This is a genomic window from Cellulomonas sp. Root485 (assembly GCF_001426705.1).
Lineage (GTDB): Bacteria > Actinomycetota > Actinomycetes > Actinomycetales > Cellulomonadaceae > Cellulomonas.
The window spans coordinates 208,814-234,627 of the sequence record NZ_LMFC01000003.1; the positions used below are offsets into that span (position 1 = coordinate 208,814).

The window sequence follows — 25,814 nt, forward strand, 5'->3', positions numbered from 1 at the left end:
CGCGGCCGGTCGAGCGGTCAGCGAGGAGGGGAGGAGCACGCCGCCGATTGTCGCATCCCGGCGCGACGCGGCCCGTCCAACCGGTCACCCGTCCTGGTGGAACGTGCCATCACCCGGGCCGTGGGCGCAGCATGCTCGGGCCGCGCGGTACCGTTGCCCCCACTCGCACGCGGGGAGGTCCCAGGTGGCAGATCTGCTGCTGCTCACTCCAGCGTCCGGGGGCTCCGCCCAGGTGCTCCCGGCCCTCGGTCTGTTGTCCCACCGCGTCCGTGTGCTTCCCGTCGAACCGTCGGCTCTCGTGGACGCACCGGACGCGGACATCGTCGTGCTCGACGCACGCCGCGACCTGGTCACCGCCAGGACCACGTGTCGGCTGCTGCGCGCCACCGGCCTGACGGTCCCGTTGATCCTCGTGCTCACCGAGGGCGGCCTCACGGTCGTCACGGCCGAGTGGGGCGCGGACGACATCATCCTGGAGACGGCCAACCCGGCCGAGGTGGAGACGCGGTTCCGGCTGGTCATGGAGCGTGCGGCCACCGCGGGGTACGACGACACCCCGCAGGAGATCTCCTCCGGTGAGCTCACCATCGACGCCGGCGGCTACACCGCCCGGCTCCGTGGCCGGCCGCTCGACCTCACCTACAAGGAGTTCGAGCTCCTCAAGTACCTGGTCCAGCACCCGGGCCGCGTGTTCACGCGCGCCCAGCTGCTGCAGGAGGTCTGGGGCTACGACTACTACGGAGGCACCCGGACCGTCGACGTGCACGTACGACGCCTGCGCGCCAAGCTCGGGCCCGAGCACGAGCAGCTCATCGGCACCGTCCGCAACGTCGGCTACCGCTTCGACCCGCCCAAGGACCGCCGGGGCGCTGTCGACGGTCGCAACGAGGTCCCGGAGCCTGCCGACGCCTGAGCGTCGCCGCTAGCCTGACGCCAGGGCGCGCCCGGAGCCCGCCAGGAGGTTCTGTGCCCACGCCCGCCCGTCGCCTGTTCGACGTCCTCTCCCCCGGGTCCGAGCGCAACCTGCTCGACACCTTGCGGGGTGAGCGCGTCGGCGGCGCCCTGCTGCTCGCCGGCACGGTCGTCGCGCTGCTCTGGGCCAACATCGCCCCCACGTCGTACACGGCGGTCTCGGACACCGTCGTCGGACCGGCGGCCCTGCACCTCGACCTCACCCTGGCCACGTGGGCGACCGACGGGCTGCTCGCGATCTTCTTCTTCGTCGTCGGGCTCGAGCTCAAGCGCGAGATCGTCGCCGGCGAGCTGCGCAACCCGCGCACGGCCGTGGTGCCCATCGTCGCGGCGGTGGGTGGCATGGTCGTCCCCGCGGCGCTGTACCTGGCCGTCAACCTGACCTCCCCGGACGGCAACGCGCGCGGGTGGGCGGTGCCGACGGCGACGGACATCGCGTTCGCCGTCTCGGTCCTCGCGATCGTCGGCCGCAGCCTCCCGAACGCGCTGCGCGCCTTCCTGCTCACGCTCGCGGTCGTCGACGACCTGCTCGCGATCATCGTCATCGGCGCCGTCTTCACCGAGTCCGTCTCCGCCCTCTGGCTCGGCGCCGGTGCGGCGACGGTCGTGGTGTTCGCCCTCGCGATCCGACGCGGCTGGGTCAGCGGGTGGCTGCTGGTGCCCCTCGGCCTGGTCGCATGGGCCGCCGTCCACGCGTCCGGCGTCCACGCGACGATCGCCGGGGTCGCCCTCGGGCTCGTCGTCCCGGCCACCCCGGAGGCCACCCGGCGGGCGCTCCGGCTCGACGCCCTGCCACGGGAGTCGCTCGCGGAACGCTGGGAGCACGTGTGGCGGCCCCTGTCCGCCGGTGTCGCCGTGCCGGTGTTCGCGCTCTTCGCCGCCGGTGTGACCCTCAGCCTGGGCACCGTGCAGACCACGTTCACCGACCCCGTCGCCCAGGGTGTCGCCCTCGGGCTCGTGGTGGGCAAGCCGCTCGGCATCCTCGGCGCCACCTGGCTCGTCGCCCGCTTCACGCGGGCCTCGCTCGCGCCGGGTCTCGGCTGGGCGGACGTCGCCGCCGTCGGCCTGCTGGGCGGGATCGGGTTCACCGTGTCGCTGCTGGTCGGCGAGCTCGCGTTCGGCGCGGGCAGCCCGCACGACGAGCACGTCGTCGTCGCGGTGCTCGTCGCGTCCCTCGTCGCGGCCGTCCTCGGCGGCATCGCCCTGTACCAACGCGACCGGCATCACGCGCACGTGGCGCGCGGAGCCTCACGCGACACCGACCGGACCGGGTAGGTTCGGCACCGATGAGCACCGTCGACTCCGCCTCGCTCCTCATCGACGGCCCCTGGGAGCACCGCTACGTGGCCGCGAACGGCGCCCGGTTCCACGTGGCCGTCGCCGGCCCTGACGACCGCGACGCCCCGCTCGTCGTGCTCCTGCACGGGATCCCGCAGTTCTGGTGGGCGTGGCGCCACCAGCTGCCGGTCCTCGCCGACGCCGGCTACCGCGTGGCGGCCATGGACGTGCGCGGCACGGGTGGTTCCGACAAGCCGCCCGTCGGGTACGACGTCCCGACGCTGGCCGCCGACGTCGCGGGCGTCATCCAGTCGCTCGGTGCCGCGGACGCGGTGGTCGTGGGCAGCGGGACCGGCGGCGAGATCGCGTGGGCGATGGCCGGCCTGCAGCCCGACCGCGTCCGCGCCGTCGCCGCGCTCGCGGCCCCCCACCCGCTGGACACCCGCGGGCACCCCCGCGCCGCGATCCGCCCGTCCGCCCTGCGCCGGCTCGCGTTCGTGCAGCTCCCGTCGTTCCCGGAGCAGGCGCTCATGGAGGGCGACCTGGTGGCGCGCCTCCTGCGGGAGTGGGGCGGCTCCCCCGGCTGGCTCGACGCCCGTGCGGAGTCGACGTACCGCTCCGCGGCGCGTGTGCCGTTCGCGGCGCACAGCCAGATGGAACAGCTGCGCTGGATGGTCCGGTCGATGCCGCGTCCCGACGGCCGCCGCTACCACGCGACGCTCGAGGAGAGCACCCGGCCGGTCCCGGTCCTGCAGGTGCACGGCGGTCGCGACGGCCTGCGTCCCGCGTCCCGCGCCGCCCTGTCCAAGGACACCGCCGCGCTGGTGGCCTCGCGCTACCAGTTCGAGCTGCTGCCCCAGGCCGGGCACTACCCCGCGGAGGAGGCCCCGGACCGCGTCACCGACCTGCTCCTGACGTGGCTGCGCGAGGTCGAGCCCGTCACGGCTTGACCATCGCCAGCGCCTTCGTGGGGTCGATCTCCCCGATCCCCGCCGACGGGCACATCGACGCGACCGGGCACGCACCGCACGCGGGCTTGCGGGCGAAGCAGGTGCGCCGGCCGTGGAAGATCAGCCGGTGCGAGGCCATCGTCCAGTCCTTGCGGGGCAGCAGCGCACCGAGCTCCTGCTCGACCACCAGCGGGTCCTTGCTCGTGGTGTAGCCGAGCCGCTGGGAGAGCCGCATGACGTGCGTGTCCGTGGTGATGCCCGGCACGCCGAACGCGTTGCCGAGCACCACGTTGGCCGTCTTGCGTCCCACGCCGGGCAGCGTCACGAGGTCCTTGAGCCGCCCCGGGACCTCCCCGTGGTACCGGTCGACGAGGTCCCGGGACAGCCCCATGACCGACTTCGTCTTGGCCCGGAAGAAGCCTGTCGGTCGCAGGATCTCCTCGACCTCCTCGGGGTTCGCTGCGGCGAGCGCCGCGGCGTCCGGGTAGCGCGCGAAGAGGGTCGGGGTGGTGAGGTTCACGAGGACGTCGGTCGTCTGCGCGGAGAGCACCGTCGCGACCAGCAGCTCGAACGGCGACGTGAAGTCCAGCTCGCAGTGCGCGTCGGGGTACCGCACGGCCAGGGCACGGTCCACCCGTCGGGCGCGGCGCGTGCGGGCGAGGGCGGACTCCACCTCTGTGTCTGCTCCGGTCACGACCGGCAGCCTATGACGCGGCGCCCACACCCGAACGCGTCACCTCTGACCTGCGGCGTTGCTCCCTTGGAGTGATCTGGGCCCCCACCCCGGCCTCTGCGCTCAAGGTCGACCCGTACCGGGCCGAATCCACCCACGGCACCCGTTCGAGGTGCCCGTCCGAGGAGGACCTGCCCCATGACGTCACCCGTCGAGCAACGGGTCAACGATCTCCGCCTCGACCGGCGCGCCCTGCGTGCCGAGCGCGCCCGGGTCGCCTGGTGGCGTCGGCTCGTCCGCGCCCGCCTCGACCTGGCGGTCGCGCAGGCCGCCCGCCCGCAGACCCTCGGCGAGGAGATGGCCTTCCAGCTCCCGCTCGACGTGGGTCTCGACGTCCCCCGCCCCGCTGCCCTCGCGGCGGTGCTCGACTCCAGCACCGAAGCCGTCGACCGGCTGGGCGAGCTGAGGGCGCTCGACGAGCAGCTCTCGACCTACGCCGCCGGCGTGGAGGACGCCCTGACGCGGGCCACCGACCGGCTCGTCGCACGCCTCGCGGCGGACCCCGGTGTCATCGTCGCCGGCCTCCGGGAGCACCTGGGCCGCGGATGACGCCCACCATGGGGCAGACTGAGTGCGGATCAGGCCGCTGACCAGCGGCCGGTTCGGCCGTCTTCATCGTGAACGTTGCCGCTGACCGGGAAGAACCGGGGTGCGGCCAGAGAGGTGAGGTGTCCCCGTGGAGGACGACATCGTGCTGTCGGCGCCGCTGTTCGCCGGGCTCGACCCGGAGGCGTCCGAGGCGCTCGTCGCGACGATGAAGCCGATCGAGATCGCGCGTGGCGACGCCCTGTTCCAGGAGGGCGAGCCCGGTGACCGGCTCTACGTCGTGCGCGAGGGCAAGATCAAGCTGGGCCGACGCTCGAACGACGGCCGCGAGAACCTGCTGGCTGTCCTCGGCCCGGGTGAGATGTTCGGCGAGCTGAGCCTCTTCGACCCCGGCCCCCGCACGGCGACCGCGACCGTCGTCGCCGACGCGGTGGTGCTCGAGCTCGGGCACGGTGACCTGATCCGCTGGCTCCAGGACAAGCCGACCGTGGCACAGCACCTGCTCCAGGCACTGGCCCGACGGCTGCGCCGGACCAACGAGGCGCTCGCCGACCTGGTGTTCTCGGACGTCCCCGGTCGCGTCGCCAAGGCGCTGCTGGACCTGTCGACCCGCTTCGGCGAGAAGGTCGACGAGGGGATCCGCGTCGCGCACGACCTCACCCAGGAGGAGCTCGCACAGCTCGTCGGAGCGTCGCGCGAGACCGTGAACAAGGCGCTGGCCGACTTCGCGGCCCGCGGCTGGGTACGCCGGGAGGGCCGCGCAGTCGTGCTGCTCGACGTCGAACGCCTGGAGCGCCGGGCGCGCTGAGCCCTCGAACGGGCTCAGGCCAGCTCGACGACGATCTCCACCTCGACCGGTGCGTCCATCGGCAGCACGGCCACGCCCACGGCCGACCGCGCGTGCACGCCCGCGTCACCGAGGACGGCGTGCAGCAGCAGGCTGGCGCCGTTGACGATGGCGGGCTGACCGGTGAACGCCGGGTCGCTGGCCACGAAGCCGACGACCTTGGTGACGTGCAGGATCCGGTCGAGCGCGTCGGCGCCCTGCGGCCCACCCTCGGCGGCGACCACCGCGGCGACGGCGGCGAGCGCGTTCAGCGCGCACGTCCGCGCGTACCCGGCGGCGTCGTCGGGTGGGACCAGACCGTCGCCGACACCGACCTTGCCGGTGGCCTGCAGCGCACCGGCGACGAGCGGGAGCTGACCGGAGGTGTAGACGTAGGCGCCGGACCGGACGGCCGGTACGTACGCCGCGAGGGGCAGTGCCACCTCGGGCAGCTCCAGACCCAGGTCAGCGAGCCGCGCGGCGGCGCCCATCAGGACTCCTTGGGCCGCTTGAGGTAGGCCACGAGGCCGGCGTCCGGCCCCTGGATCACCTGGACGAGCTCCCAGCCGTCGGCTCCCCACTGGTCGAGGATCGCCTTCGTGGCGTGAATGATGAGCGGAATCGTCGCGTACTCCCACGTCGTTGCCATGGGGTCACCCTAGGGCCCTGCGCGCCGTCGGAGCGCTCTCACACCGCGTCGACGACGTCCGTCCCGACGAGCTCGTTCCGCCAGGACCGCACCTCGGGGCGACGACGGAGCAGGGCCCGCCGCTCGCGCTCCGTCATGCCGCCCCAGACCCCGAAGTCCATCCGGTTGTCGAGCGCGTCGGCGAGGCAGGCCAACCGCACGGGGCAGCCGGTGCACACCGTGCGCGCCTCACGCTGGGCAGCGCCCTCGACGAAGAGCGCGTCGGGTGCGAGCTTGCCCGTCCCGCACGCTGCGAGCGCTGTCCAGTGCGCGTCCTGCGCGAGTGTCGTCACTCATCCTCCCGAGCACGCTGACGGGGGATTGCCGTGGCATCCGCACCGAGTCCTGCCGGGAAACTACTGGTCCGAACACCTTCCTGGCGAGACTCCGTTCGGGTCATATCGTCAGATGGACGTATGACCGGGTCAGAACCGACCCAGCGTCGATGTGCAGGTCCCGTGCAGGTCGGGGCGCCTGGCGCCGTTCTGCCGGAGTCGTGACAGCCCGTCCGACTACCCTGACGGCATGCCGAACCCTGCGCGTCCGCGCGGCCGACAGGTCAACGCCTTCCAGGCGTTGGCCCTCCTGCTCACCTTCGCGCTCGTCGCAGGCATCAGCGGCGTGCTCGCTGCCGGCCTCGTCCTGCCCGGAGTCGCCGTCGCCAACGGGGTCACCGACATCACGGTCACCGCCTTCGACGACCTGCCGACCGAGCTGGAGCAGAAGCAGCTGCCGGAGAAGTCGGTCATCAGGGCCGCGGACGGCACGCTGCTGGCCACGTTCTACGACCAGAACCGGGTCGTCGTCCCCCTCGCGGAGATCTCCCCGCTGCTGCAGCACGCGGTGATCGCGACGGAGGACAAGCGCTTCTACCAGCACGTGGGCGTCGACCCCACGGGCATGCTCCGGGCGTTCGTGAAGAACCAGGCGGACTCCGACGGCGGCCAGGAGGGCGCGTCGACGCTCACGCAGCAGTACATCAAGAACGTCCTGATCGACGCCGCGCTGGCGAAGGAGACCGAGGCCGAGCGGCTCGACGCCCTGCAGGACGCACGTGGCGCCGAGGGCACCGAGGGGTACGCCCGCAAGCTGCGGGAGGCGAAGCTCGCCATCGCTCTCGAGAAGACGATGACGAAGGACGAGATCCTCGAGAAGTACCTGAACATCGCACCCTTCGGGGCGTCGGTGTACGGGGCGGAGTCCGCCGCGCAGTACTACTTCAGCAAGCCCGCCAAGGACCTCAACTACATCGAGGCCGCCACGATCGCCGGCGTGACGCAGAGCCCCACCAAGTGGGACCCGGTGCTCAACCCCGAGGCGTCCCAGACCCGCCGTGACCGCGTCCTCAAGCTCATGAACGAGCAGGCCTTCATCACCGACGAGGAGTACGCTGCCGGGATCGCGACCCCGCTTCCGGACACGATGCACGTGCAGCCCCTGAAGCAGGGCTGCATGGCCGCCGGTGACGTCGTGGCCGGCTCCGGCTACTTCTGCGACTACGTGACCAAGGTGATCCTCAACGACGAGGCGTTCGGTCCGGACCGCAACGCCCGCAAGGCCCTGCTCTACACCGGCGGCCTCACCATCACCACCACGCTGGACCCCCGGCTGCAGGCAGCCGCCGACGCCGAGGTCAAGGCGGGCGTCCCCGTCGGCGACGCGTCCGGCGTGAAGTCCGCGATCTCCGTCGTCGAGCCCGGCACCGGCAAGATCAGCGCGATGGCGCAGACCACCGTGTTCAACCCGACCTCCAGCCCGGGCCCGGGCGAGGACGCGGTCAACTACAACACCGACGCCGCGTACGGCGCCTCGAAGGGGTTCGCGCCCGGATCGACGTTCAAGCCGTTCACGCTCGCCCAGTGGCTGAAGGAAGGCCACAGCCTCAACGAGGTCATCGACGGCAAGCCCATGCAGTACCCGATGTCCGCGTTCAAGGCGTCCTGCACCACCCTCGCCGGCGCGCCGTACAAGTTCGGGAACGCCGAGGGCAAGGGCGCCGTCATGTCGGTCCTCGACGCGACGAAGAACTCGGTCAACTCCGGGTACATCGCCATGGCCACCCAGATCGACCTCTGCGGGATGATCGAGACCGCGTCCTCGCTGGGCGTCCACCAGGCGAGCAACGGGGAGCCGTTCAAGGTCCTCCCCGCCAACGTGCTCGGCTCCGACGGTGTCGCGCCGCTCACCATGGCCGCGGCGTTCGCCTCCTTCGCCTCCGGCGGCGTGTACTGCAAGCCCATCGCGATCCTCAGCGTCACGGACACCAACGGCCAGTCCCTCGCCGTCCCGAACGCCGACTGCAAGCAGGTGCTCGAGCCTCGGATCGCGAACGCCCTGAACTTCGCGCTCTCGCACGTCTGGCAGGGCACCGCCGACTCCGTCGGAGCTCCTCCGTTCCCGTCGGCGGGCAAGACGGGCACCACGTCGGAGAACGAGTACACGTGGTTCGTCGGCTACACGCCGCGCCTCGCGACAGCGGTCTGGGTGGGGCACAGCGACGGGGTGATCCCGGTCAAGGACGTCTGGATCGGCGGAAAGTTCGTGCGCAGGGCGTACGGCTCGTCGGTCGCGGCGCCGACCTGGAAGCGGTTCATGATCAGCGCCCTGAACGACGGCACGCCCAACCCCGACTTCGCCCCGCCTGGGGACAAGGAGGTGTTCGGCGAGAAGGTCGCCGTCCCGTCCGTGGTCGGCCTCAACGAGGCGGACGCCCGCAACCGGCTCGCCGGTGCCGGGTTCCGGGCGTCGATCGCGCCCGAGCAGGTCGGTTCCGCGCTCCCCGCGGGCACGGTCGTGTCGCAGAGCCCGTCGGGCACCGCGGCGCGCGGCTCGTACATCACGCTCACGCTGTCCAACGGCCAGGCGCCCGCCCCGGATCCGAACCAGCCGGGCTTGCCCGGGTGGCCGGGCCCAGGTGACGGCCGCGGCAACGGCAACGGCAACAACCCCAAGCCCTAGTGGTCACCATGTCCGGCGTCACCCGCACCGCGGGAGCACTCGCTCTCGCCGGTGCGGGCGCGCTCGCGTACGCGTCGCTGATCGAGGTGCGCTGGTACACGCTGCGGCAGGTCACCGTGCCGGTGCTCCCCGCCGGTCAGGACCCGTTGCGCATCCTGCACATCTCGGACCTGCACCTGACGCCCGGCCAGCGCAAGAAGGTCGACTGGGTCAAGGACCTCGCCTCGCTCGACCCGCACCTGGTCGTCGACACGGGCGACAACTGGGCGCACCTCGACGCGATGCCTGCCCTGCTCGAGGCCCTGGAGCCGCACCTCGCGGTCCCCGGGGCATTCGTGCTGGGCTCCAACGACTACATCGCACCCACGCCCAAGAACCCCGCCCGGTACCTGCTGCCGGACGCCCGCCGGAGCCCGGCGCAGCGGCCGGCCGAGCTGCCGTGGCGCGAGCTCACGTCCCGCTTCCGGTCGGCCGGCTGGATCGACCTCACCAACCGTCGGGACGTCGTCAAGGTCGACGGCCGGGTGCTGTCCCTCGTCGGCACCGACGACGCGCACCTCGACCGCGACCAGTTCCCGGCAGCCGGAGGCGACGACGACGCCCGCACCGGCTCGGCGCCCGTCGACCTGCACCTCGGCATCACGCACGCTCCCTACCGCCGGGTCCTCGACTCGATGCACGCGGACGACGTCGACCTGGCGATCGCCGGCCACACGCACGGCGGCCAGCTGGCGCTCCCGTTCTGGGGTGCGCTGGTGACCAACTGCGACCTCGACACCCGCCGCGCCAAGGGTCTGCACGGCTGGCCGGGGCCGCGTCCGGACCAGCCGGGCGGCGCGGGCTCGACATGGATGCACGTCTCCGCAGGGCTCGGCACGTCGCCGTACGCCCCCGTGCGGTTCGCGTGCCGGCCCGAGGCGACGCTGCTCACACTCGTGGCAGCCTGATCCAGTTTCGTTCCACCCCCGGTCGTCGGCTATCCTTGCCAGGCTCCACGGGGTGTGGCGCAGCTTGGTAGCGCGCTTCGTTCGGGACGAAGAGGTCGTGGGTTCGAATCCCGCCACCCCGACAGACGAGAAAGGCCCCTGATCAGCAGATCTGCTGATCAGGGGCCTTTCTCGTGCAGTCAGTCGCGGGGGCCGAGGTACGCCGCGTGGCCGTCGCTGGTACGGATCCGGACGCTGATCGACGAGGTCGGGTCGACGGGACCCTCGATGGTCTGGCCGCCGTCGTTCGTGGAGAGGTCGAGCGCGACCGGCTCCCCCGTGCCGTACACGGTGACGCTGCCGTCGCTCGCGTGAGCGTCGATGTCGCTGCGGGCGCGGGAGATCTCGGTGCGCCCGTCGCTGGCCCGGGTGGTGACCGCGCCGGAGACGTCGGAGACGGTGATGTCGCCGTCGGCTGCGCTGACGTCCACCGAGCCGCGGACGTCGCTCACGTACGTCCGGCCGTCGGCGGTGCGGACGGTGACGTCGCCGTCGATGTCGGAGACGTCGGTCTCCCCGTCGCTGACGTGCACGTCGAGCGCCCCGCTCAGCGACGTGGCGGTCACCGAGCCGTCGCTGGCGCGGACCACGACCGCGGTCCCGTCCGGGACGGTCACGTCGAGGGAGGCGGAGCAGAACCCGGGCCGCCACCAGTCGCAGCGGTAGCTCACGCGCAGCTCGTCGCCGAGCTCGTCGACCCGGTAGTGCGCGGCCGCCAGCACGGTCCTCGCGGTGCGCGCGACCTCGACGCGGTCGCCTCCGGTGGTGACGGTGACGTGCCCGTCGGCGACGATCTCGACCAGGGACGCGGCGGCGTACGAGGCCTCCTCGGAGGTCGTCGTCGCGTCGTCGGACCCCATGACGAGCAGGTCCACCGCGCTGTAGGCGCCCGACAGCAGCAGGACACCTCCCACGATCGCGCCGGTCCACGTCAGGGCGTGGGCGCCGGGGCCGCGCGGGGCGGGGCTCGGGGCGTCGACCGGCCGCTCCAGGGTGCTGGTCATGGTCGTTCTCCGTTCGTGGGTTCGTGCTCGAGCCAGCGCAGCACGGCGAGCACGCGGCGGTGGTCGTCGGCAGCCTGCGGGAGGTCGAGCTTGGTGAGGATGGAGGTCACGTGCTTCTCGACGGCCGGGAGTCCGACGACGAGGCGGTCGGCGATGGCCGCGTTGGAGCGGCCCTCCGCCATGAGGCCGAGCACGTCCCGCTCGCGCGGGGTGAGGGTCTCGAGGCCGGACCGGCGGGTCCGGGCGAGGATCTGGGCGACGACCTCGGGGTCGATCACCGTGCCGCCGCCGGCCACGCGGCCGAGGGCGTCGAGGAACTCGTCCACGTCCGCCACGCGGTCCTTGAGCACGTAGCCGAGGCCGCGCACGTCGCCGGCGAAGAGCTCGCGGGCGTACCGCTGCTCCACGTACTGCGACAGGACCAGCACGGGCAGCCGCGGGTGGAGGCTGCGCAGGTGCACCGCGGCCCGCAGACCCTCGTCGGTGTGCGACGGGGGCATCCGGACGTCGGTGACCAGGATGTCGGGCACGGCGGCGGACGGACCCAGGGCGGCGACGACCTCGTCGGCGGTGGTGTAGCCGGTGACGTCGTGCCCCTCGGCGACGAGCAGCCGGGTGAGGCCGTCCAGCAGGAGGACCGAGTCCTCCGCGATCACGATGCGCACGGCACCTCCACAGTCACTCGCGTGCCGGCTCCGGCCGGGCTGTCCAGGTCGAAGGTGCCGTCCAGAGCGGCGACACGGGAGCGCAGTCCGTCGAGCCCGCTGCCGGGCGTGGCGACCGCTCCCCCGCGACCGTCGTCGGCGATCACCAGCCGCAGCATGGCGGCCGGGGTGACGTCCGCCCGCACGGTCACGGCGTTGGCCGACGCGTGCTTGGCGGCGTTGGTCAGGGCCTCGGCGACGACGAAGTACGCGGCGGCCTGTGCGGACGTGCTCGCGCGGTTCAGTGACGGGGGGTCGGGGATGTCGACGCGGACCGGGACGGGGCTGCGGGCCGCGAGCGCGGACAGCGCGGCGTCGAGCCCGCGGTCGGTCAGCACGGCCGGGTGGATGCCCCGGACGAGGTCCCGCAGCTCGGCGAGCGTCTCCTTGACCTCACGGTGCGCGTGCTCCAGGGCGGCGGCCGCCTCGGGGTCGCTCGACGCCTTGCGCCGGGCGGCACCAAGCTCGACGCCGAGCGCGACCAGCCGCTGCTGCGCGCCGTCGTGCAGGTCGCGCTCGATGCGCCGGCGCTCCTCGTCGGCGGCCCCGACCGCGGCGGTCCGCGTCTGCGTGAGCTGGACCGCACGACCCTCGGCCTGCGCGGCTCGCGCCTGGGCCTGCCGCGCGGCCTCGACCGCCTCGGCCCGGGCCGACCCGCCGACGAGCGCCCGCGCCGTGCGGACCATCGCGAGCGAGCCGGCCTGCGTGGCCAGAGCAGTCACCCACACGAGCAGGACGGCCGCGGGGACCATGAGGACCAGTGGGACCGGCGGGTGGCTGATGCCGTTGGCGAGGGCCACGACCGGGTAGACGAGACCGCCGACGGCGAACCCGCCGGCGACGCTCACCACGACGCTCTGCACCGTCAGGATCAGCCCGGCGACCAGGATGTACGCCGCGTGCGCCCAGGTCCGGCTGTCGGCCAGCACGCCGCCCCAGGAGGCCCACACACCCTGCCGCTGCGGGTACCGGGGGGCGGAGATCGCCACCGCCAGCTGGGCGTGCAGCCGCGCCCGCTCGAGCTGCGCGAACGGGCGGCACAACCACAGCGTGGCGATGAGCATCGGGATGCCCACGAACAGGATCACGAGGCTCAGCGACAGCGAGACCGCGACCGTGAGCACGAGGAAGGCGAACAACAGGACGAACGAGCCGATGACGACCTGCGAGATGCCGCGCCAGGTCGCCACCGACACGGGGGCGGCCGCGAGCGCGCGCAGGTCGACGAAGGCGGGGGCGACGACCCGGAGGTCGTCGGACACGCTGCCCGGAGGCGTCGGTGAGGTCATGACAGTGACGCTAGGGGTCGGGGCGGACCCGCAGACAGCCTGACCACCCACGAGCGGGGCGTGGGGTTGGCCCTACCCCCGGACAGCCGAACGGGCCGGCCCTCGCAGGAGGACCGGCCCGTTCGTCAGTGCACTAGCCGATGGTGCAGGTGGCGCCGTTCAGCGTGAACGCCGTCGGGTTGGTGTTGGTCCCCGTGTGGGAGCCGTTGAACCCGATGTCCGCGCTCTGACCGGCCCCGAGGGTGCCGTTCCACGCAGCGTTCTTCGCCGTGACCGCCGTGCCGGACTGCGACCAGTCGGCGCTCCAGCCCTGGGTGACCTTCTGGCCGTTGGCGAACGAGAACCCGAGGGTCCAGCCGTTCAGTGCCGACGTGCCCGTGTTGGTCACCTTGACGGAGGCCGTGAAGCCCGTGTTCCAGCTGCTGGCGGTGTAGGTCACCTTGCAGGAGCTGGTCGACGTGACCGGCTGGGTCGTCACCGAGAGGGCCGACGACGCGGCGGACACGTTGCCCGCGTTGTCCCGTGCCCGCACGGTGTACTGGTACGCCGTCGCCGCCGTGAGGCCGCTGTCGGTGTACGACGCGGAGGTCGGCGTGCCGACCTTCGTCGTGCCCCGGTAGACGTCGTACCCGGCCAGGCCCGAGCCACCCGTGTCCGTGGACGCGGTCCACGTGAGGGCGACGCTGGTCTGGGTGACGGTCGTCGCGACGAGGCCCGAGGGCACCGACGGGGCGATCGTGTCGGTGGTGGTCCCCGGCAGGGTCGTCACCGACAGGGCCGACGACGCAGCGGAGATGTTGCCCGCCACGTCCTTCGCCCGGACGGTGTACGAGTACGCCGTGGCCGCCGTCAGACCGGTGTCGGAGTACGACGTCGTCGTGGTGGAGCCGACCTTCGTCGTGCCCCGGTACACGTCGTACCCGGCCATGCCGGACCCGCCGCTGTTGTCGGTCGACGCCGCCCAGGACAGCGTGAGGCTGTTCTGGGTGACAGCGCTCGCGGCGAGGCCCGTGGGGACGCTCGGCGCGGTCGTGTCGGACGGCGTGGCCTTGGTGGTGACCGAGAGGGCCGACGACGCGGCGGACACGTTGCCCGCGACGTCCTTGGCCCGGACGGTGTACGAGTACGCCGTCGACGCGGTCAGGCCGGTGTCCGTGAACGACGTGGTGGTCGAGGAGCCGACCTTCGTCGTGCCGCGGTAGATGTCGTAGCCCGCGACGCCGGAGCCACCGGTGTTGTCCGTCGAGGCCGTCCACGAGATCGTGGCCGACGTCGACGTGGTGGTGCCGGCGAGCAGACCCGTCGGGACGGACGGTGCCGTGGTGTCGACCGGCGGGGGCGTGGTGCCCTCGAACAGCCGCGCGTAGTCACCGAGCGCACCCGCGATGGCGGTCTGGGCCCAGAACCGGTGGAACGTGAACGTCGGCGCCACACCGGTGGCCAGTGCGGTCTCGACCTTCGACCAGCTCGGGTCGTTCTTGTACCAGGTGCGGATGTCCAGGAAGGACACGCCCGGCTTGATGACGTCGCCGTTGGGCATCTTGCCGGTCCAGCCGGACGGGACGTAGACGCCGTTGCCGCCGGCGACGTAGGTGTCGTCGAAGCGCAGGAAGTCGCCACGGGTCTCGGGGCTGCCGACGCCCAGGCTGTCCTGGTTGGAGGCCCAGATGGCGTCGAGCAGCGCCTTGGCCTTGTCGCGCGACGCGGTGTCGCCCGACTTGGCGGCGTAGAAGAGCAGCGCACGGGCGGTGTCGCCGGCGACGCCGACGTCCTGGCCGTAGCTCTTGACCGTGACCGAGAGGCCGGAGTTGGCGCCCGGGTTGGCCTTGTTCCAGGTGTCCGGCTTGCCGGTCCAGGTCAGCTCCGAGGGGACCTTCCAGTTGGCGCCGTCGGTGGAGATGTTGGCGACGACCCAGGGGACCCACTTGTCGAGGACCTTCTTGGCCTGCGCGTTGCCCGAGGCGTAGTAGAGCTCGGCGACGCGCTGGACGCCCCACGCCTGCATGCCGAACCACTGGTTCGACGGCGGGTCGTTGTAGACGGGCGCCTCGGTGTAGCCCATGCCGTAGAACGTGGGCGTGCCGGCCGGAGGCGTCGCGTACGCGCCGTCCCAGCTGTTGGTCGCGCCACCGGCGATGCCGCCCTGGGGGGCCTGCAGCCAGGTGTAGAACTCCAGCTGGCGCTCGAGCGAGCCGGCCCAGTCCGACTTGGCCGTCGGGGACTTCGGCGTGAGGGCCGCGTCCGTCGACAGCACCCAGGCCGCGAGCGGGTTCTGGTAGCCGAAGTGCGCGTGCGACGAACCGATGCGCCAGGCCCAGCCGGCGGACGAGTCGAGCGCGCCACCCCAGGCGTAGTACCAGGAGAGCAGACCGAGCGAGCTCTCCTTGCCGGAGCCGGCGGGGCAGGACGGCGAGGTGCAGCCGATCGCCTTGAAGTACTTGTCGAACAGGGCGTACCGCAGGTAGTCACCCATCTTGGCGGCCTTGGCCACCGTCCCGGCGACCTGCGACTGCTTGCCCTGCGCGGTCGCCCACTGGTTGGCCCAGTAGACGGCCTCGATCGCGCGCGCGTCGGCGTCGGGGGCGTTGGTGTACTTCCACTGCTTCGCGTACGACGCGTCCTTGGTGAACAGGTCGAGGAAGCCGTTGGGACCGCCGTACTTGAACTCCTCGCACGACGGCTGCGGGATGGTCTCCCAGACCGACTCCTGCGGGCCGCGCTGGAACGTGTTGATGTAGGACGTGCCGGTCGCTGTCGGGCCGAGCTCGCAGCCCGCACCCGGGGTCGCGCCGAACCCGTACTTGTTGTCGACGTCGGCGAGCCAGTGCATGCCGTAGATGTCCGAGTTGCCGTACGTGGACTTCAGCTCTGCGCCGATGGGGTCCTTGCCCGACGTCACGCCGCTGTTGAGCTGCGACGGGTAGCTGCTCGGGTGGTTGAACTCCGAGGCGTACGTCGCCGGGCTGTTCGGGTTGTAGAACGAGTTGGTCGGCTGGTCCGCCGACGTCGGGATCATGTACTTCTCGAGGGTGTCCCACGCGTTGTTGAGCGGGGCCCAGTCCTCGGTGAACTGGCCGTAGAGGGCCTCGAGCCACACCCAGTAGGAGTACGCCTCCGACGTCGTCTCGTGGCCGTAGTCGGGAGCCTCGACGATGAGGGTCTCGACGGAGTGGTACGGGATGCCCTGCGCGCTGAAGTAGCCGTTGGCTGGATCCTTGATCTTGTTGTACTGCGCGAGGAACCGCTGCGCGTACTCGCCGGTCGGCGTCGCAGCCGCGACCGCGGCAGGTACGGCGGCCGGGAGAGCGGCCGGTGTGGCGGCCATCGCGGGCTGAACCCCGCAGATGGCCAGCAGCGAAGCTGCGCTCAGGGTGGCCGTGGCCACCCAGGCAGTTCGCCGTCGGGTCGATGAGGACATCATTCGTACCTTTCTGGCTGTCGGGCACGTCCCGCTACGCCGCGGGCACGTCCCGGCGCTCCCACGCGCGTGCGCGTGGGAGCGGTGACGGAGGTGCACGAAGGAACTGGCCGTCGATGCCGGTTCGGCCCGCAGCGGCGCGGGTCTCCGGGCAGACAGCGGCCGGGTCGGCGCCCACTTTCCGGCGGTCCACAGCCAGCGTCCAGACTCCTAAACGATTCGAGTGGGAGCGCGACCACATGGCCGTCACGACCACCGGAACAACCGCGCCGCCACGGGCACCCCGATAACGGTCCACACCGCCATGACCAGCAGGGACGACGTCGGGAACGGCTGCCCCCACCACGCGGCCGCGAGCGCCTCGCTGCCCGCGCCGAGCGGGGTGAAGCCGGCGATCGTCTGGATGACGTCGGGCATCAGCGGCAGCGGGAGCCAGACCCCCGCGAAGAACAGCGACGCGAAGTACACGCTCATCCCCCAGGCCGTGGCCGCGGCCGCCGTCGGCGCGAGCGCCGCGATCACGGAGCCCACCGCGAACGCCGCCAGCACGGTGAGCACGAGCGCCAGGAGCAGGACAAGCGGGTCCGCGGGTGCGGCCACGCCCACCACGGCGGCGCCGAGCACGTACATGAGGACCGCCGCGACCAGCAGCGCCCCCAGGTTCACCAGCACCTGCGCGACCAGGATGCGCGACGGCGGCACGGGGGTGGTGGACAGCCGCTTGAGCACGCCGCGGCCGCGGTAGTTGCCGATCGTCGTCGGGAAGGTGGACAGCGCGACCGTCGCGACCGCGAGCGCCAGGACCGTCGGCGCGTAGCCGGTGATGCCGTTGACCTGCGACAGGACCGGGTCCGTGTCGTCGAAGGGCTGGTCCGCCCAGGGCATCACCAGGCCGAGCACGGTGAGCAGGACGGCGGGGAAGAGGACGGCGAAGAACGCGTTGGACGGCTCCCTGAGGAACAGGCGGGACTCGACGACCGTGAGGCGGGTGAGCGCGCTGCTGCTGGACATGTCAGACCTCCACATGGCTGGTGAGTGCGACGAAGGCGTCCTCCAGCGAGCTCTGCTCGAGGCGCAGGCTCTCGGGGCGGATGCCGTGCTGGGCGAGGGCGACGAGCACGTCCTGCACGACGTTGTCCCGGCCCCGGGCCTCGATGGTGCCGTCGTCGGCGTGCGTGACGGTCGCGACGGTCTCCAGCAGCCCGACGGGGACCGGACCCGACGGGCGGAACCGCAGGACCTGCTCGGCGGTCGCCCGTGCCACCAGGTCCCCCGGTGTCCCCGTCGCCACCACGCGGCCGGCGTCGATCAGGGCGATCCGGTCACAGAGCCGCTCGGCCTCCTCCATGAGGTGCGTGACCAGCACGATCGTCACGCCGCGGTCGCGGATCCGTTCCACGACCTCCCACGTGTCGCGGCGCGCGTGCGGGTCGAGGCCGGTGGTGAGCTCGTCGAGTATGGCGACCTGCGGGTTGCCGACGAGCGCGAGCGCGACCGACAGCCGCTGCTTCTGGCCGCCCGACAGCTGCTCGAACCGCGCATCGGCCCGATCGGTCAGGCCCAGCTCGTCGAGCAGCTGCGCCGGGTCGGCGGGGTCCGGGTAGAAGGACGCGTACAGGTCGAGGGCCTCGCGCACACCGAGCTTCGGCTGGAGCTGGCTCTCCTGGAGCTGGAGGCCGACCACCTCCCGGAGGCGGCTGCGGTCCCGGACCGGGTCGAGCCCGAGGACGCGGACGGTCCCGGAGTCGGCCTGCCGGAGACCGCCGACGATCTCCACGGTGGTGGTCTTGCCGGCCCCGTTGCGGCCCAGCACGCCGAAGATCTCGCCGCGGTGGACCTCGAGGCTGACGTCGTCGACCGCGACGGTGTCGCCGTAGCGCTTGTGCAGGTGCTCGACCTGGATGACGGGCATGGTCGCTCCTTCTCACGAGGGTGTGCGGTGCCGCGGGAGCGGCGAATGCCGGTCCCGGAGCGATGGACGGGGTCAGGACGTGCGGTTGGGCACGGACGCGCCGCGCGTGAGGCGGTCGAACGCGAAGGCCATGGCTCCCGCGATCAGCAGAGTCGCCGCGGAGGCGACGAGGAACGGCTGGTCGCCGCCGAACAGCGCGGAGGTGGAGAAGGGGCCGGCGTCCTGCGCGAACAGGGCGAAGACCAGCAGGACGGGACCGGCCGTGAGCGGCAGGGCGAGCGTCCCGAACCAGCCGCCGGCGCGCTGGTAGGTCATCCCCACCAGCAGGCCGGACACGTAGGCGACGACGAAGATCAGCGTGGTGCTGACGATCACCGGTCCGATCCCCCACGAGGTGTAGGTGATGTCGTCCAGGATCCGCCACTGCCACCCGAACGCCGAGAAGACCGCTCGTTCGAGCAGGAGGAGCCCGGCGAACGCACCCCCGTACACGAGGGCAGTCCCGGTTGCGCCGATCAGCGACCCGAACGAGAGGGAGCGACGGGTCAGGCCGGCCGCGACGTGCACCGGCAGGTACGCCGCCGTGATCGCGATGAGCACGGAGAACGGGAACCAGATCGCACCCTGCCGGGCGAACGCGACCACGCTCGTGTTGACCTCGCCCACCACGTTGATCACCACGAGAGCGGCGGTGATGACGATGGTCGCCATCAACCAGAACCATCCCGCCATGTACAGGTTCATCCAGAACACCCAGGTCGCGGTGGCGCGGACCGAGCTGCGCGTGGGGACGCGTGCCGTGTCGATGCTCATCGGGACTCCTCCGTGCTCGGCCGCGTGGGCGCGGCCCCCTTCGGGCGGTCGGTCAGGTGGACGAAGAGGTCCTGGAGGGCCACCGGTCCCAGCTCGAGACCTGCCTGCGCGGCGCGGGCTGTGTCGTCCGGCCGGGTCCCGATGAGGGTCGCCTGGGCGGTGCGGCCGAGCTGCTGGCGCGCGACGACATCCCGGTCGGCGACGAACGCACTGACCGCCTCCGCCGCCCCCGTGACCGTGACGCCGCCGCTGCGCAGCGTGTCCGCGTCGGCGGCCGTCAGCACGCTGCCGCGGTCGAGCACGACGACGTCCTCGAGCAGCCGCTCGACCTCACCGATCAGGTGGCTGGACAGGACGATCGTGCGCGGGTGCTCCAGCCAGTCGGCGAGCAGGACGTCGTAGAACGCGTACCGCGAGGGCGCGTCCATGCCGAGGTGCACCTCGTCGAGCAGGGTCAGCGGGGTGCGGCTCGCGAGCCCGACGACGACCCCGAACGCGGACCGCTTGCCACGGGACAGCTTGTTCGGCTTGGTGAGCGGGTCGAGCTCGAAGCGGTCCATCAGCGAGTCCGCCAGCTCACGGGAGAACAGCGGTCGGCGGTCGCCGAGGAACTCGAGGGTCGCCTGGAGCTTCTGGTCGACCGGGACGTCGCCGCTCTCACGCACCAGGCATGTGCCGGCCAGCACCCGCGGGTTCTCCCACGGGTCCTCCCCGTCGACGAGCACCGTGCCGGACGTCTTGCGACGGAAGGCAGCCAGCACGGACAGCGCGGTGGTCTTGCCGGAGCCGTTGCGGCCCAGCAGCCCGGTGATCACGCCCGGTCGGATGGTGAACGACACCGCGTCGAGCGCGACCGTCGTGTCGTAGCGGGCCGTGAGGTCCCGGACCTCGACGCCGAAGCCGCTCATCGCGGTCCCTCCTTCTCGCGGAGCAGGTCGACGATCTCGTCGACGCCGATGCCCAGCACGCGTGCCTGCTCGAGCATCGGCTCGACGACGTCGGCGAAGAACGACTCCCGGCGCTGGGCGAGCAGCCGCTCACGTGCGCCCTCGGCGACGAACATGCCGATGCCGCGGCGCTTGTAGAGGACGCCCTCGTCGACCAGCTCGGTGAACGCCTTGGCGGCGGTCGCGGGGTTGATCCGGAACGTCGTCGCGTACTGCGTCGTCGACATGACCTGCTCCTCCGCTCGTAGGGCTCCAGACAGCACGTCGATGCGGATCTGGTCGGCGATCTGCACGTACAGGGGGTCGCGCCCGTCGAACATCGCGCGCCTCCGTTCTGTGGTTCGTTACTTGACCAACTAACCATAGGACCCGCCCGCTGCACAAGGGGTATCTGCCACGCCGCGGGGCGCTCATCCCGGATGACCGCCAATGACGTCGCAGGGGGAGCCATGCCGCACGGAGACGCCGACCAGGGCATCCGCACACCGAAGTCCACGTTCTACGACCAGGGCCGGTTCGGCAGGCTCTTCCCGGCACTGCCGGGGTTCGCCGCCGACACGCCCACAGTCCGCGCCGCGCTCGTCCAGCTGGGCAGACCCGGGGGTCCGATGGACACCAACGAGAGCCCGACAGCCGATCCGTTCGCGCTGATCGTCGACCCGACCCTCAGCGTCGACAACCCCGACAACCCACGCCTCACCGCCGGCATGACGTTCCTCGGGCAGTTCCTCGACCACGACATGACGTTCGACCCGACCTCGAGCCTCGCCCGCACCCAGGACCCCGAGTCGCTCCGGAACTTCCGCATCCCTGCCCTGGACCTGGACAGCGTCTACGGCGGCGGACCGGGCGTCTCACCGCACCTGTACGACCAGAGCGTCGACCACGGCCGCACCACGATGCTGGTCGAGCCCAACGCCGGGTCCGAGGCGGTCTGCATCGACGGAGTCGTGCGGTACGACGTCCCGCGCAACGCCCAGGGCACCGCGCTCATCGGCGACCCGCGCAACGACGAGAACCTCATCGTCGACCAGCTGCACCTGGCGTTCCTGCGCTTCCACAACCGGGTCGTCGCCGACGTCCGGGACGACCTCGGCCCGCTCGCCACACCTGGCGAGCTGTTCGCGGAGGCCCAGCGGATCGCCCGGTGGCACTACCAGTGGATGATCCTGCACGAGTTCCTGCCGCTGACCTGCGGTGACGCCCTCGTCGCGGACATCCTGACGAACGGCCGGAAGTTCTACCGGTGGCGGAACTCCCCGTACATCCCCGTCGAGTTCTCCGTCGCCGCCTACCGGTTCGGGCACTCCCAGGTGCGGCCCAGCTACCGCGCGAACTTCGGCACGTCCGCCACCGACCGCACGCTCCAGTTCTTCGCGGTCATCTTCGACCACACCGCCACCGGCACCGACCCCGCCGACCTGCGCGGCGGCTGCCGGGCACCACGACGGTTCATCGACTGGCAGACGTTCTTCGACTTCGGCGGCGGCCAGGTGCGCCGGAACAAGCGCATCGACACCAAGCTGTCGTCGGCGCTGTTCCACCTGCTGGGCCAGCCGTCAGACGAGCCGGACTCGCTCGCCATCCGCAACCTGGTCCGCGGCCTGACGATGGAGGTGCCCTCCGGGCAGCGCGTCGCCGCCGCCATGCAGGAGACCCCGCTGCACGAGTCCGAGCTGGCCGACCTCGAGCCCTTCGGGCTGCACAAGCGGACGCCCCTGTGGTTCTACGTGCTGCGGGAGGCCGACGTCCGCGCCGGCGGCGAGCACCTGGGGCCGGTGGGCGGGCGCATCGTCGCCGAGGTGTTCCACGGGCTCATCGACGGCGACCCGTCGTCGTACCTGTCCCAGGACCCCGACTGGACCCCGACCTACGGCACCGACGACGAGTTCGGGATCACGGACCTGCTCACGGCCGCCGGCGTGGTCGGCGCCCTGGCCTGACCCGCGCAACGGGTCGGGACACAGCAACGTCCGCACTCGGGAAGGCTGGGGGGCCCTCGAGTGCGGACGTTGCGGTGTGTCAGACGGCGGTGAGGCGCTGGGCTGCGACCAGCTCGGCGATCTGGACCGCGTTCAGTGCGGCGCCCTTGCGGAGGTTGTCGTTGCTGATGAACAGCGCCAGACCACGGCCGCCCTCGACGCCCTCGTCCTGGCGCAGGCGGCCGACGAACGACGGGTCCTGACCGGCGGCCTCCAGCGGCGTCGGCACGTCGGTCAGCTGCACACCCGGGGCGTCGGCCAGCAGCTCGGCGGCGCGCTCCGGGCTCAGCGGACGGGCGAACTCGGCGTTGATCGACAGCGAGTGGCCCGTGAACACCGGGACGCGCACGCAGGTGCCCGACACCAGCAGCCCGGGGATGTCGAGGATCTTGCGCGACTCGTGCCGGAGCTTCTGCTCCTCGTCGGTCTCGTTCAGCCCGTCGTCCACGATCGACCCGGCGAGCGGGATGACGTCGAACGCGATCGGCCGGACGTACTTCACGGGAGCTGGCAGGGTCACGGCGGACCCGTCGTGCACCAGCGCGAGCGTGTCCTGCTCGACGGCTGCGCGGATCTGGCTGTCGAGCTCGTCGGCCCCGGCGAGGCCCGACCCGGAGACCGCCTGGTACGTGGACACGACGAGACGCCGGAGTCCGGCCTCGTCGTGCAGGACCTTGAGCACCGGCATCGCGGCCATGGTGGTGCAGTTCGGGTTGGCGATGATGCCCTTGACGGCAACCGCGATCGCACCCGGGTTCACCTCGGAGACGATGAGCGGGACCTCGGGGTCGCGACGCCACGCCGAGGAGTTGTCGATGACCAGCGCACCGGCCGCGGCGAACCGGGGGGCGTGCACCTTCGACGCCGCACCACCGGCGGAGAACAGGGCCACGTCGATGCCCGACAGGTCCTCGGTCTCGACGTCCTCGACCACGACGTCCGTGCCCTTCCACGGCAGCGTGGTCCCGGCCGAGCGCGACGATGCGAAGTAGCGGATCGAGGCGACGGGGAAGTCGCGCTCCTCCAGCAGCCGGCGCATGACGCTGCCGACCTGGCCGGTGGCACCGACCACCGCGATGTTCAGTCCCATGTCCCTACCGTCCCGTCCCGCCGTACACGACGGCCTCGTCTTCCGTGGAGTCCAGGTCGAACGCCGTGTGCACAGCGCGGACCGCCTCGTCGAGCGAGTCGGCGCGCGTGACCACGGAGATCCGGATCTCCGACGTCGAGATCATCTCGATGTTGACCCCCGCGTCCGACAGCGCGGCGAACAGCCGCGCCGAGACCCCGGGGTGCGACCGCATGCCCGCGCCGATGAGCGAGAGCTTGCCGATCGTGTCGTCGTACTGCAGCGACGCGAAACCGATGTCCGGCTGGTGCTCGCTGAGGGCGGCCGTGGCGGCGGCGCCGTCCGTGGCGGGCAGCGTGAAGGAGATGTCCGTCAGGCCCGTCGCGGCGACCGAGACGTTCTGCACGATCATGTCGATGTTCACGCCGGCGCTGGCGACGACCTCGAAGATCCGCGCGGCCTTGCCGGGCACGTCGGGCACGCCCACGACCGTGATCTTGGCCTCGCTGCGGTCGTGCGCGACGCCGGCGATGATCGGCTGTTCCACAATCTCTCCTTCGGCGGCGGGCTGGTCGGTGACGAACGTGCCCGTATGAGTGGTGAACGACGAGCGCACGTGGATCGGTACCCCGTACCGGCGCGCGTACTCGACGCAGCGCAGGACCAGCACCTTGGCGCCGCTGGCCGCGAGCTCGAGCATCTCGTCGTAGCTGACCCGGTCCAGCTTGCGCGCGGTCGGCACGATCCGCGGGTCCGCGGTGAACACGCCGTCCACGTCGGTGTAGATCTCGCAGACGTCCGCCTTGAGGGACGCGGCGAGCGCGACGGCCGTGGTGTCCGACCCGCCGCGACCGAGGGTGGTCACGTCGTTGGTGGACGGGTTGACGCCCTGGAACCCGGCGACGATGGCGACGGAGCCCCGCGCGACGGTGTCCCGGATCCGGCTGGGCGTGACGTCGATGATCCGCGCCTTGCCGTACGCCTCGTCGGTGATGACCCCGGCCTGCTGCCCGGTGAACGACTTCGCGTCGACGCCCAGGTTGTGGATGGCCATGGCGAGCAGCGACATCGAGATGCGCTCGCCCGCGGTCAGCAGGATGTCCATCTCACGCTGCGGCGGCAGCGGCGTGACCTGCTGGGCCAGGTCGATGAGCTCGTCCGTGGTGTCGCCCATCGCGCTGACCACCACGACGACGTCGTGACCGGCGCGCTTCGCCTCGGCCACGCGCTTGGCGACGCGCTTGATGCTGCTGGCGTCGGCGACGGAGGAACCGCCGTACTTCTGCACGATCAGGGCCACGGGGAGAGCTCTTTCGCGGGCTCGGACAGGTCCGGGCGAGTGTACGGCCGTGCCCACCAGGTGGGCACCGAGTTTCAGATGCCGGATCGTCCCCGCTCATGGTGAAGCGTTTGGGGCCCTCCCGCCGCGGCCCGCGGCACAGCACGCTGCCAGTGCGACGCCTGACCGCAGGGGGCACCGGGCGCGCGACCGAGAGGAACCGTCATGCGCGTCCGCGCTGCACTCACCGCCGTCGTCGTCGCCGTGCTGGCCGGCGTCGGCACCCTCGTCGGGCTCACCGCCCAGGCCGCCACCGGCTGTCAGGTCAGCTGGACGGCGAACTCCTGGCCCGGTGGTTTCACGGCCGACGTGCGCATCAGCCCCGGCGAGGCCGCACACGGCTGGACGCTCACCTGGGCGTTCCCCTCCGGGCAGCGCGTGACGCAGGGGTGGAACGCCAACGTGGTCCAGACCGGGTCCAGCGTGACCGCCTCGAACGCGGCGTGGAACGGCGAGATCCCCGCGGCCGGGAGCACGTCGTTCGGCTTCCAGGGCACGTTCAGCGGCACGAACGCGGCTCCGACGACGTTCGTGCTCAACGGCGTCACGTGCAACGGCGGGAACCCGACGGCCACACCGACGCCGACCCCGACCCCCACCCTGACGCCCACGCCGACACCCACCCCCACACCGACGCCCACGCCCACGCCCACGCCCACCGTCCCGCCCAACCCGGACTGCAGCACGGCACTCTTCTGCGACGGCCTCGAGTCCCAGACCGGGACGACGGTCAGCAGCCCCTGGAGCGTGAAGCACCCCGACTGCTCGGGTACCGGGACCGCCTCGATCGACAGCACGGTCGCGCACACCGGCACCCGCTCGCTCAAGATCACCGGCGCCGCCGGCTACTGCAACCACGTGTTCGCCCAGGCAGCGGCCGACCTGACCCGGCTCTCGCAGACGTACTACGTGCGGTTCTACGTCCGGCACACCACCGAGCTGCCGACCTCGCACGTCACGTTCCTCGCGATGAACGACGCGAACGACGGCAACCGTGACCTGCGGATGGGCGGCCAGAACGGGCGGCTGCAGTGGAACCGCTCGTCGGACGACGCGACCCTCCCTGAGCAGAGCCCCGCGGGCGTGGCGCTGAGCGCGTCGCTGCCGGCGTCGTACTGGGCCTGCGTGGAGATCGAGGTGGACGGCACGGGTCGCATGCTCACGCGGGTCGACGGCTACGCCATCCGGGGCCTGATCGTCGACGGCACGCCGACGCACGACATCGACGGTCAGTGGTTGGCCAAGGCGTGGTCGCCGCGCCTGACGGACCTGCGGCTCGGCTGGGAGAGCTACGGCGAGGGCAGCGACACCCTGTGGTTCGACGACATCGTCGTCGCGAACAACCGGGTCGGCTGCTGACCCTCCTCAGCAGCTGCGCACAGCACGCGGACGGATGCCCC

Annotated in this window: 24 protein-coding genes and 1 tRNA gene; 10 read left to right on the top strand and 15 right to left on the bottom strand. The window is 71.8% G+C overall.

The annotated features are described in order from the left end of the window. Window positions 1-184 precede the first annotated feature (184 nt). Genes ASD16_RS14690 through ASD16_RS14700 form a run of 3 tightly spaced genes read left to right on the top strand, consistent with a single transcriptional unit; the run spans window position 185 to window position 3,200 of the window. The gene (locus ASD16_RS14690; RefSeq protein WP_055918928.1) at window positions 185-913 is read left to right on the top strand and encodes a response regulator transcription factor; all 729 of its coding nucleotides are present in this window, start codon (window positions 185-187) and stop codon (window positions 911-913) included. Between the two features lie 53 nt (window positions 914-966). Continuing rightward, entirely contained in the window at window positions 967-2,247 is a 1,281-nt protein-coding gene (gene nhaA / locus ASD16_RS14695) for a Na+/H+ antiporter NhaA (protein WP_055918931.1), read from the top strand. An 11-nt stretch (window positions 2,248-2,258) separates the two neighbouring features. Further along, window positions 2,259-3,200 (top strand): alpha/beta fold hydrolase, encoded by a 942-nt coding sequence (locus tag ASD16_RS14700; protein WP_055918934.1) that lies wholly within the window; start codon window positions 2,259-2,261, stop codon window positions 3,198-3,200. Here the strand turns inward: ASD16_RS14700 and nth are convergent. Then, a complete protein-coding gene (nth, locus tag ASD16_RS14705) occupies window positions 3,190-3,894 on the bottom strand; it encodes an endonuclease III (protein ID WP_055918937.1) in 705 nt (234 codons plus the stop codon). The genes ASD16_RS14700 and nth overlap by 11 nt on opposite strands. Window positions 3,895-4,071: 177 nt before the next feature. Here nth and ASD16_RS14710 point away from each other — a divergent pair, with 177 nt between their 5' ends. Beyond that, window positions 4,072-4,482 carry a hypothetical protein gene (locus ASD16_RS14710; protein WP_055918940.1) on the top strand — a complete coding sequence of 137 codons (411 nt, stop codon included), beginning with the start codon at window positions 4,072-4,074 and terminating at the stop codon, window positions 4,480-4,482. A 127-nt stretch (window positions 4,483-4,609) separates the two neighbouring features. Further along, window positions 4,610-5,287, top strand: coding sequence for a Crp/Fnr family transcriptional regulator (locus ASD16_RS14715; protein ID WP_055918943.1), 678 nt, complete (start codon window positions 4,610-4,612; stop codon window positions 5,285-5,287). A gap of 14 nt (window positions 5,288-5,301) precedes the next feature. Here ASD16_RS14715 and ASD16_RS14720 read toward each other — a convergent pair whose 3' ends face one another. The 3 genes from ASD16_RS14720 to ASD16_RS14725 are packed head-to-tail and all read right to left on the bottom strand — an operon-like array spanning window position 5,302 to window position 6,286. After that, a complete protein-coding gene (locus ASD16_RS14720; RefSeq protein ID WP_055918946.1) occupies window positions 5,302-5,796 on the bottom strand; it encodes a RidA family protein in 495 nt (164 codons plus the stop codon). Then, window positions 5,796-5,954 carry a DUF4177 domain-containing protein gene (locus tag ASD16_RS21790; protein WP_146847999.1) on the bottom strand — a complete coding sequence of 53 codons (159 nt, stop codon included), beginning with the start codon at window positions 5,952-5,954 and terminating at the stop codon, window positions 5,796-5,798. The genes ASD16_RS14720 and ASD16_RS21790 overlap by 1 nt, the downstream gene beginning before the upstream one ends. A 38-nt stretch (window positions 5,955-5,992) precedes the next feature. Further along, on the bottom strand, window positions 5,993-6,286 hold the full coding sequence (locus ASD16_RS14725; RefSeq protein WP_055918949.1) for a WhiB family transcriptional regulator: 294 nt from the start codon (window positions 6,284-6,286) through the stop codon (window positions 5,993-5,995). Window positions 6,287-6,518: 232 nt separating this feature from the next. Between ASD16_RS14725 and ASD16_RS14730 the strand changes: the two genes are divergently transcribed. The 3 genes from ASD16_RS14730 (at window position 6,519) to ASD16_RS14740 (ending at window position 10,020) form a co-directional block, all read left to right on the top strand. After that, window positions 6,519-8,951, top strand: a complete 2,433-nt coding sequence (locus ASD16_RS14730; RefSeq protein WP_055918952.1) for a transglycosylase domain-containing protein — start codon at window positions 6,519-6,521, stop codon at window positions 8,949-8,951. A gap of 8 nt (window positions 8,952-8,959) precedes the next feature. Then, window positions 8,960-9,898: a metallophosphoesterase gene (locus ASD16_RS14735; protein ID WP_055920539.1), complete on the top strand. Its 939-nt coding sequence runs from the start codon at window positions 8,960-8,962 to the stop codon at window positions 9,896-9,898. A 48-nt stretch (window positions 9,899-9,946) separates the two neighbouring features. Further along, window positions 9,947-10,020, top strand: a tRNA-Pro gene (locus ASD16_RS14740). Window positions 10,021-10,077: 57 nt separating this feature from the next. On the opposite strand, the gene ASD16_RS14745 is transcribed toward ASD16_RS14740, so the two are convergent. The 9 genes from ASD16_RS14745 to ASD16_RS14785 form a co-directional block, all read right to left on the bottom strand. Then, window positions 10,078-10,941, bottom strand: a complete 864-nt coding sequence (locus ASD16_RS14745) for a DUF4097 family beta strand repeat-containing protein (RefSeq protein ID WP_055918955.1) — start codon at window positions 10,939-10,941, stop codon at window positions 10,078-10,080. Next, window positions 10,938-11,606, bottom strand: a complete 669-nt coding sequence (locus ASD16_RS14750; protein ID WP_055918957.1) for a response regulator transcription factor — start codon at window positions 11,604-11,606, stop codon at window positions 10,938-10,940. The genes ASD16_RS14745 and ASD16_RS14750 overlap by 4 nt, the downstream gene beginning before the upstream one ends. Beyond that, window positions 11,594-12,934, bottom strand: a complete 1,341-nt coding sequence (locus ASD16_RS14755; RefSeq protein ID WP_055918960.1) for a sensor histidine kinase — start codon at window positions 12,932-12,934, stop codon at window positions 11,594-11,596. Before ASD16_RS14755 ends, ASD16_RS14750 begins: the two co-directional genes overlap by 13 nt. A 133-nt stretch (window positions 12,935-13,067) precedes the next feature. Beyond that, window positions 13,068-16,352, bottom strand: a complete 3,285-nt coding sequence (locus ASD16_RS14760; RefSeq protein ID WP_055920541.1) for a glycoside hydrolase family 48 protein — start codon at window positions 16,350-16,352, stop codon at window positions 13,068-13,070. 246 nt (window positions 16,353-16,598) lie between these two features. Next, entirely contained in the window at window positions 16,599-17,363 is a 765-nt protein-coding gene (locus ASD16_RS14765) for an ABC transporter permease (RefSeq protein WP_235523328.1), read from the bottom strand. Window position 17,364: 1 nt separating this feature from the next. Beyond that, window positions 17,365-18,264 carry an ABC transporter ATP-binding protein gene (locus tag ASD16_RS14770; RefSeq protein WP_055918967.1) on the bottom strand — a complete coding sequence of 300 codons (900 nt, stop codon included), beginning with the start codon at window positions 18,262-18,264 and terminating at the stop codon, window positions 17,365-17,367. A 72-nt stretch (window positions 18,265-18,336) separates the two neighbouring features. After that, window positions 18,337-19,077 (bottom strand): hypothetical protein, encoded by a 741-nt coding sequence (locus ASD16_RS14775; protein WP_055918969.1) that lies wholly within the window; start codon window positions 19,075-19,077, stop codon window positions 18,337-18,339. Next, window positions 19,074-19,985 carry an ATP-binding cassette domain-containing protein gene (locus tag ASD16_RS14780; protein ID WP_055918972.1) on the bottom strand — a complete coding sequence of 304 codons (912 nt, stop codon included), beginning with the start codon at window positions 19,983-19,985 and terminating at the stop codon, window positions 19,074-19,076. Before ASD16_RS14780 ends, ASD16_RS14775 begins: the two co-directional genes overlap by 4 nt. Next, entirely contained in the window at window positions 19,982-20,344 is a 363-nt protein-coding gene (locus ASD16_RS14785) for a GntR family transcriptional regulator (protein ID WP_055918976.1), read from the bottom strand. Before ASD16_RS14785 ends, ASD16_RS14780 begins: the two co-directional genes overlap by 4 nt. A 129-nt stretch (window positions 20,345-20,473) precedes the next feature. Here ASD16_RS14785 and ASD16_RS14790 point away from each other — a divergent pair, with 129 nt between their 5' ends. Beyond that, the gene (locus tag ASD16_RS14790) at window positions 20,474-21,967 is read left to right on the top strand and encodes a heme peroxidase family protein (protein ID WP_055918978.1); all 1,494 of its coding nucleotides are present in this window, start codon (window positions 20,474-20,476) and stop codon (window positions 21,965-21,967) included. 79 nt (window positions 21,968-22,046) lie between these two features. Here the strand turns inward: ASD16_RS14790 and ASD16_RS14795 are convergent, their stop codons facing one another. Beyond that, on the bottom strand, window positions 22,047-23,096 hold the full coding sequence (locus tag ASD16_RS14795; RefSeq protein ID WP_055918981.1) for an aspartate-semialdehyde dehydrogenase: 1,050 nt from the start codon (window positions 23,094-23,096) through the stop codon (window positions 22,047-22,049). A 4-nt stretch (window positions 23,097-23,100) separates the two neighbouring features. Further along, window positions 23,101-24,375: an aspartate kinase gene (locus ASD16_RS14800; protein ID WP_055918982.1), complete on the bottom strand. Its 1,275-nt coding sequence runs from the start codon at window positions 24,373-24,375 to the stop codon at window positions 23,101-23,103. Between the two features lie 204 nt (window positions 24,376-24,579). Between ASD16_RS14800 and ASD16_RS14805 the strand changes: the two genes are divergently transcribed. Continuing rightward, window positions 24,580-25,773 carry a cellulose-binding domain-containing protein gene (locus ASD16_RS14805; protein WP_055918985.1) on the top strand — a complete coding sequence of 398 codons (1,194 nt, stop codon included), beginning with the start codon at window positions 24,580-24,582 and terminating at the stop codon, window positions 25,771-25,773. Window positions 25,774-25,814: the final 41 nt, after the last annotated feature.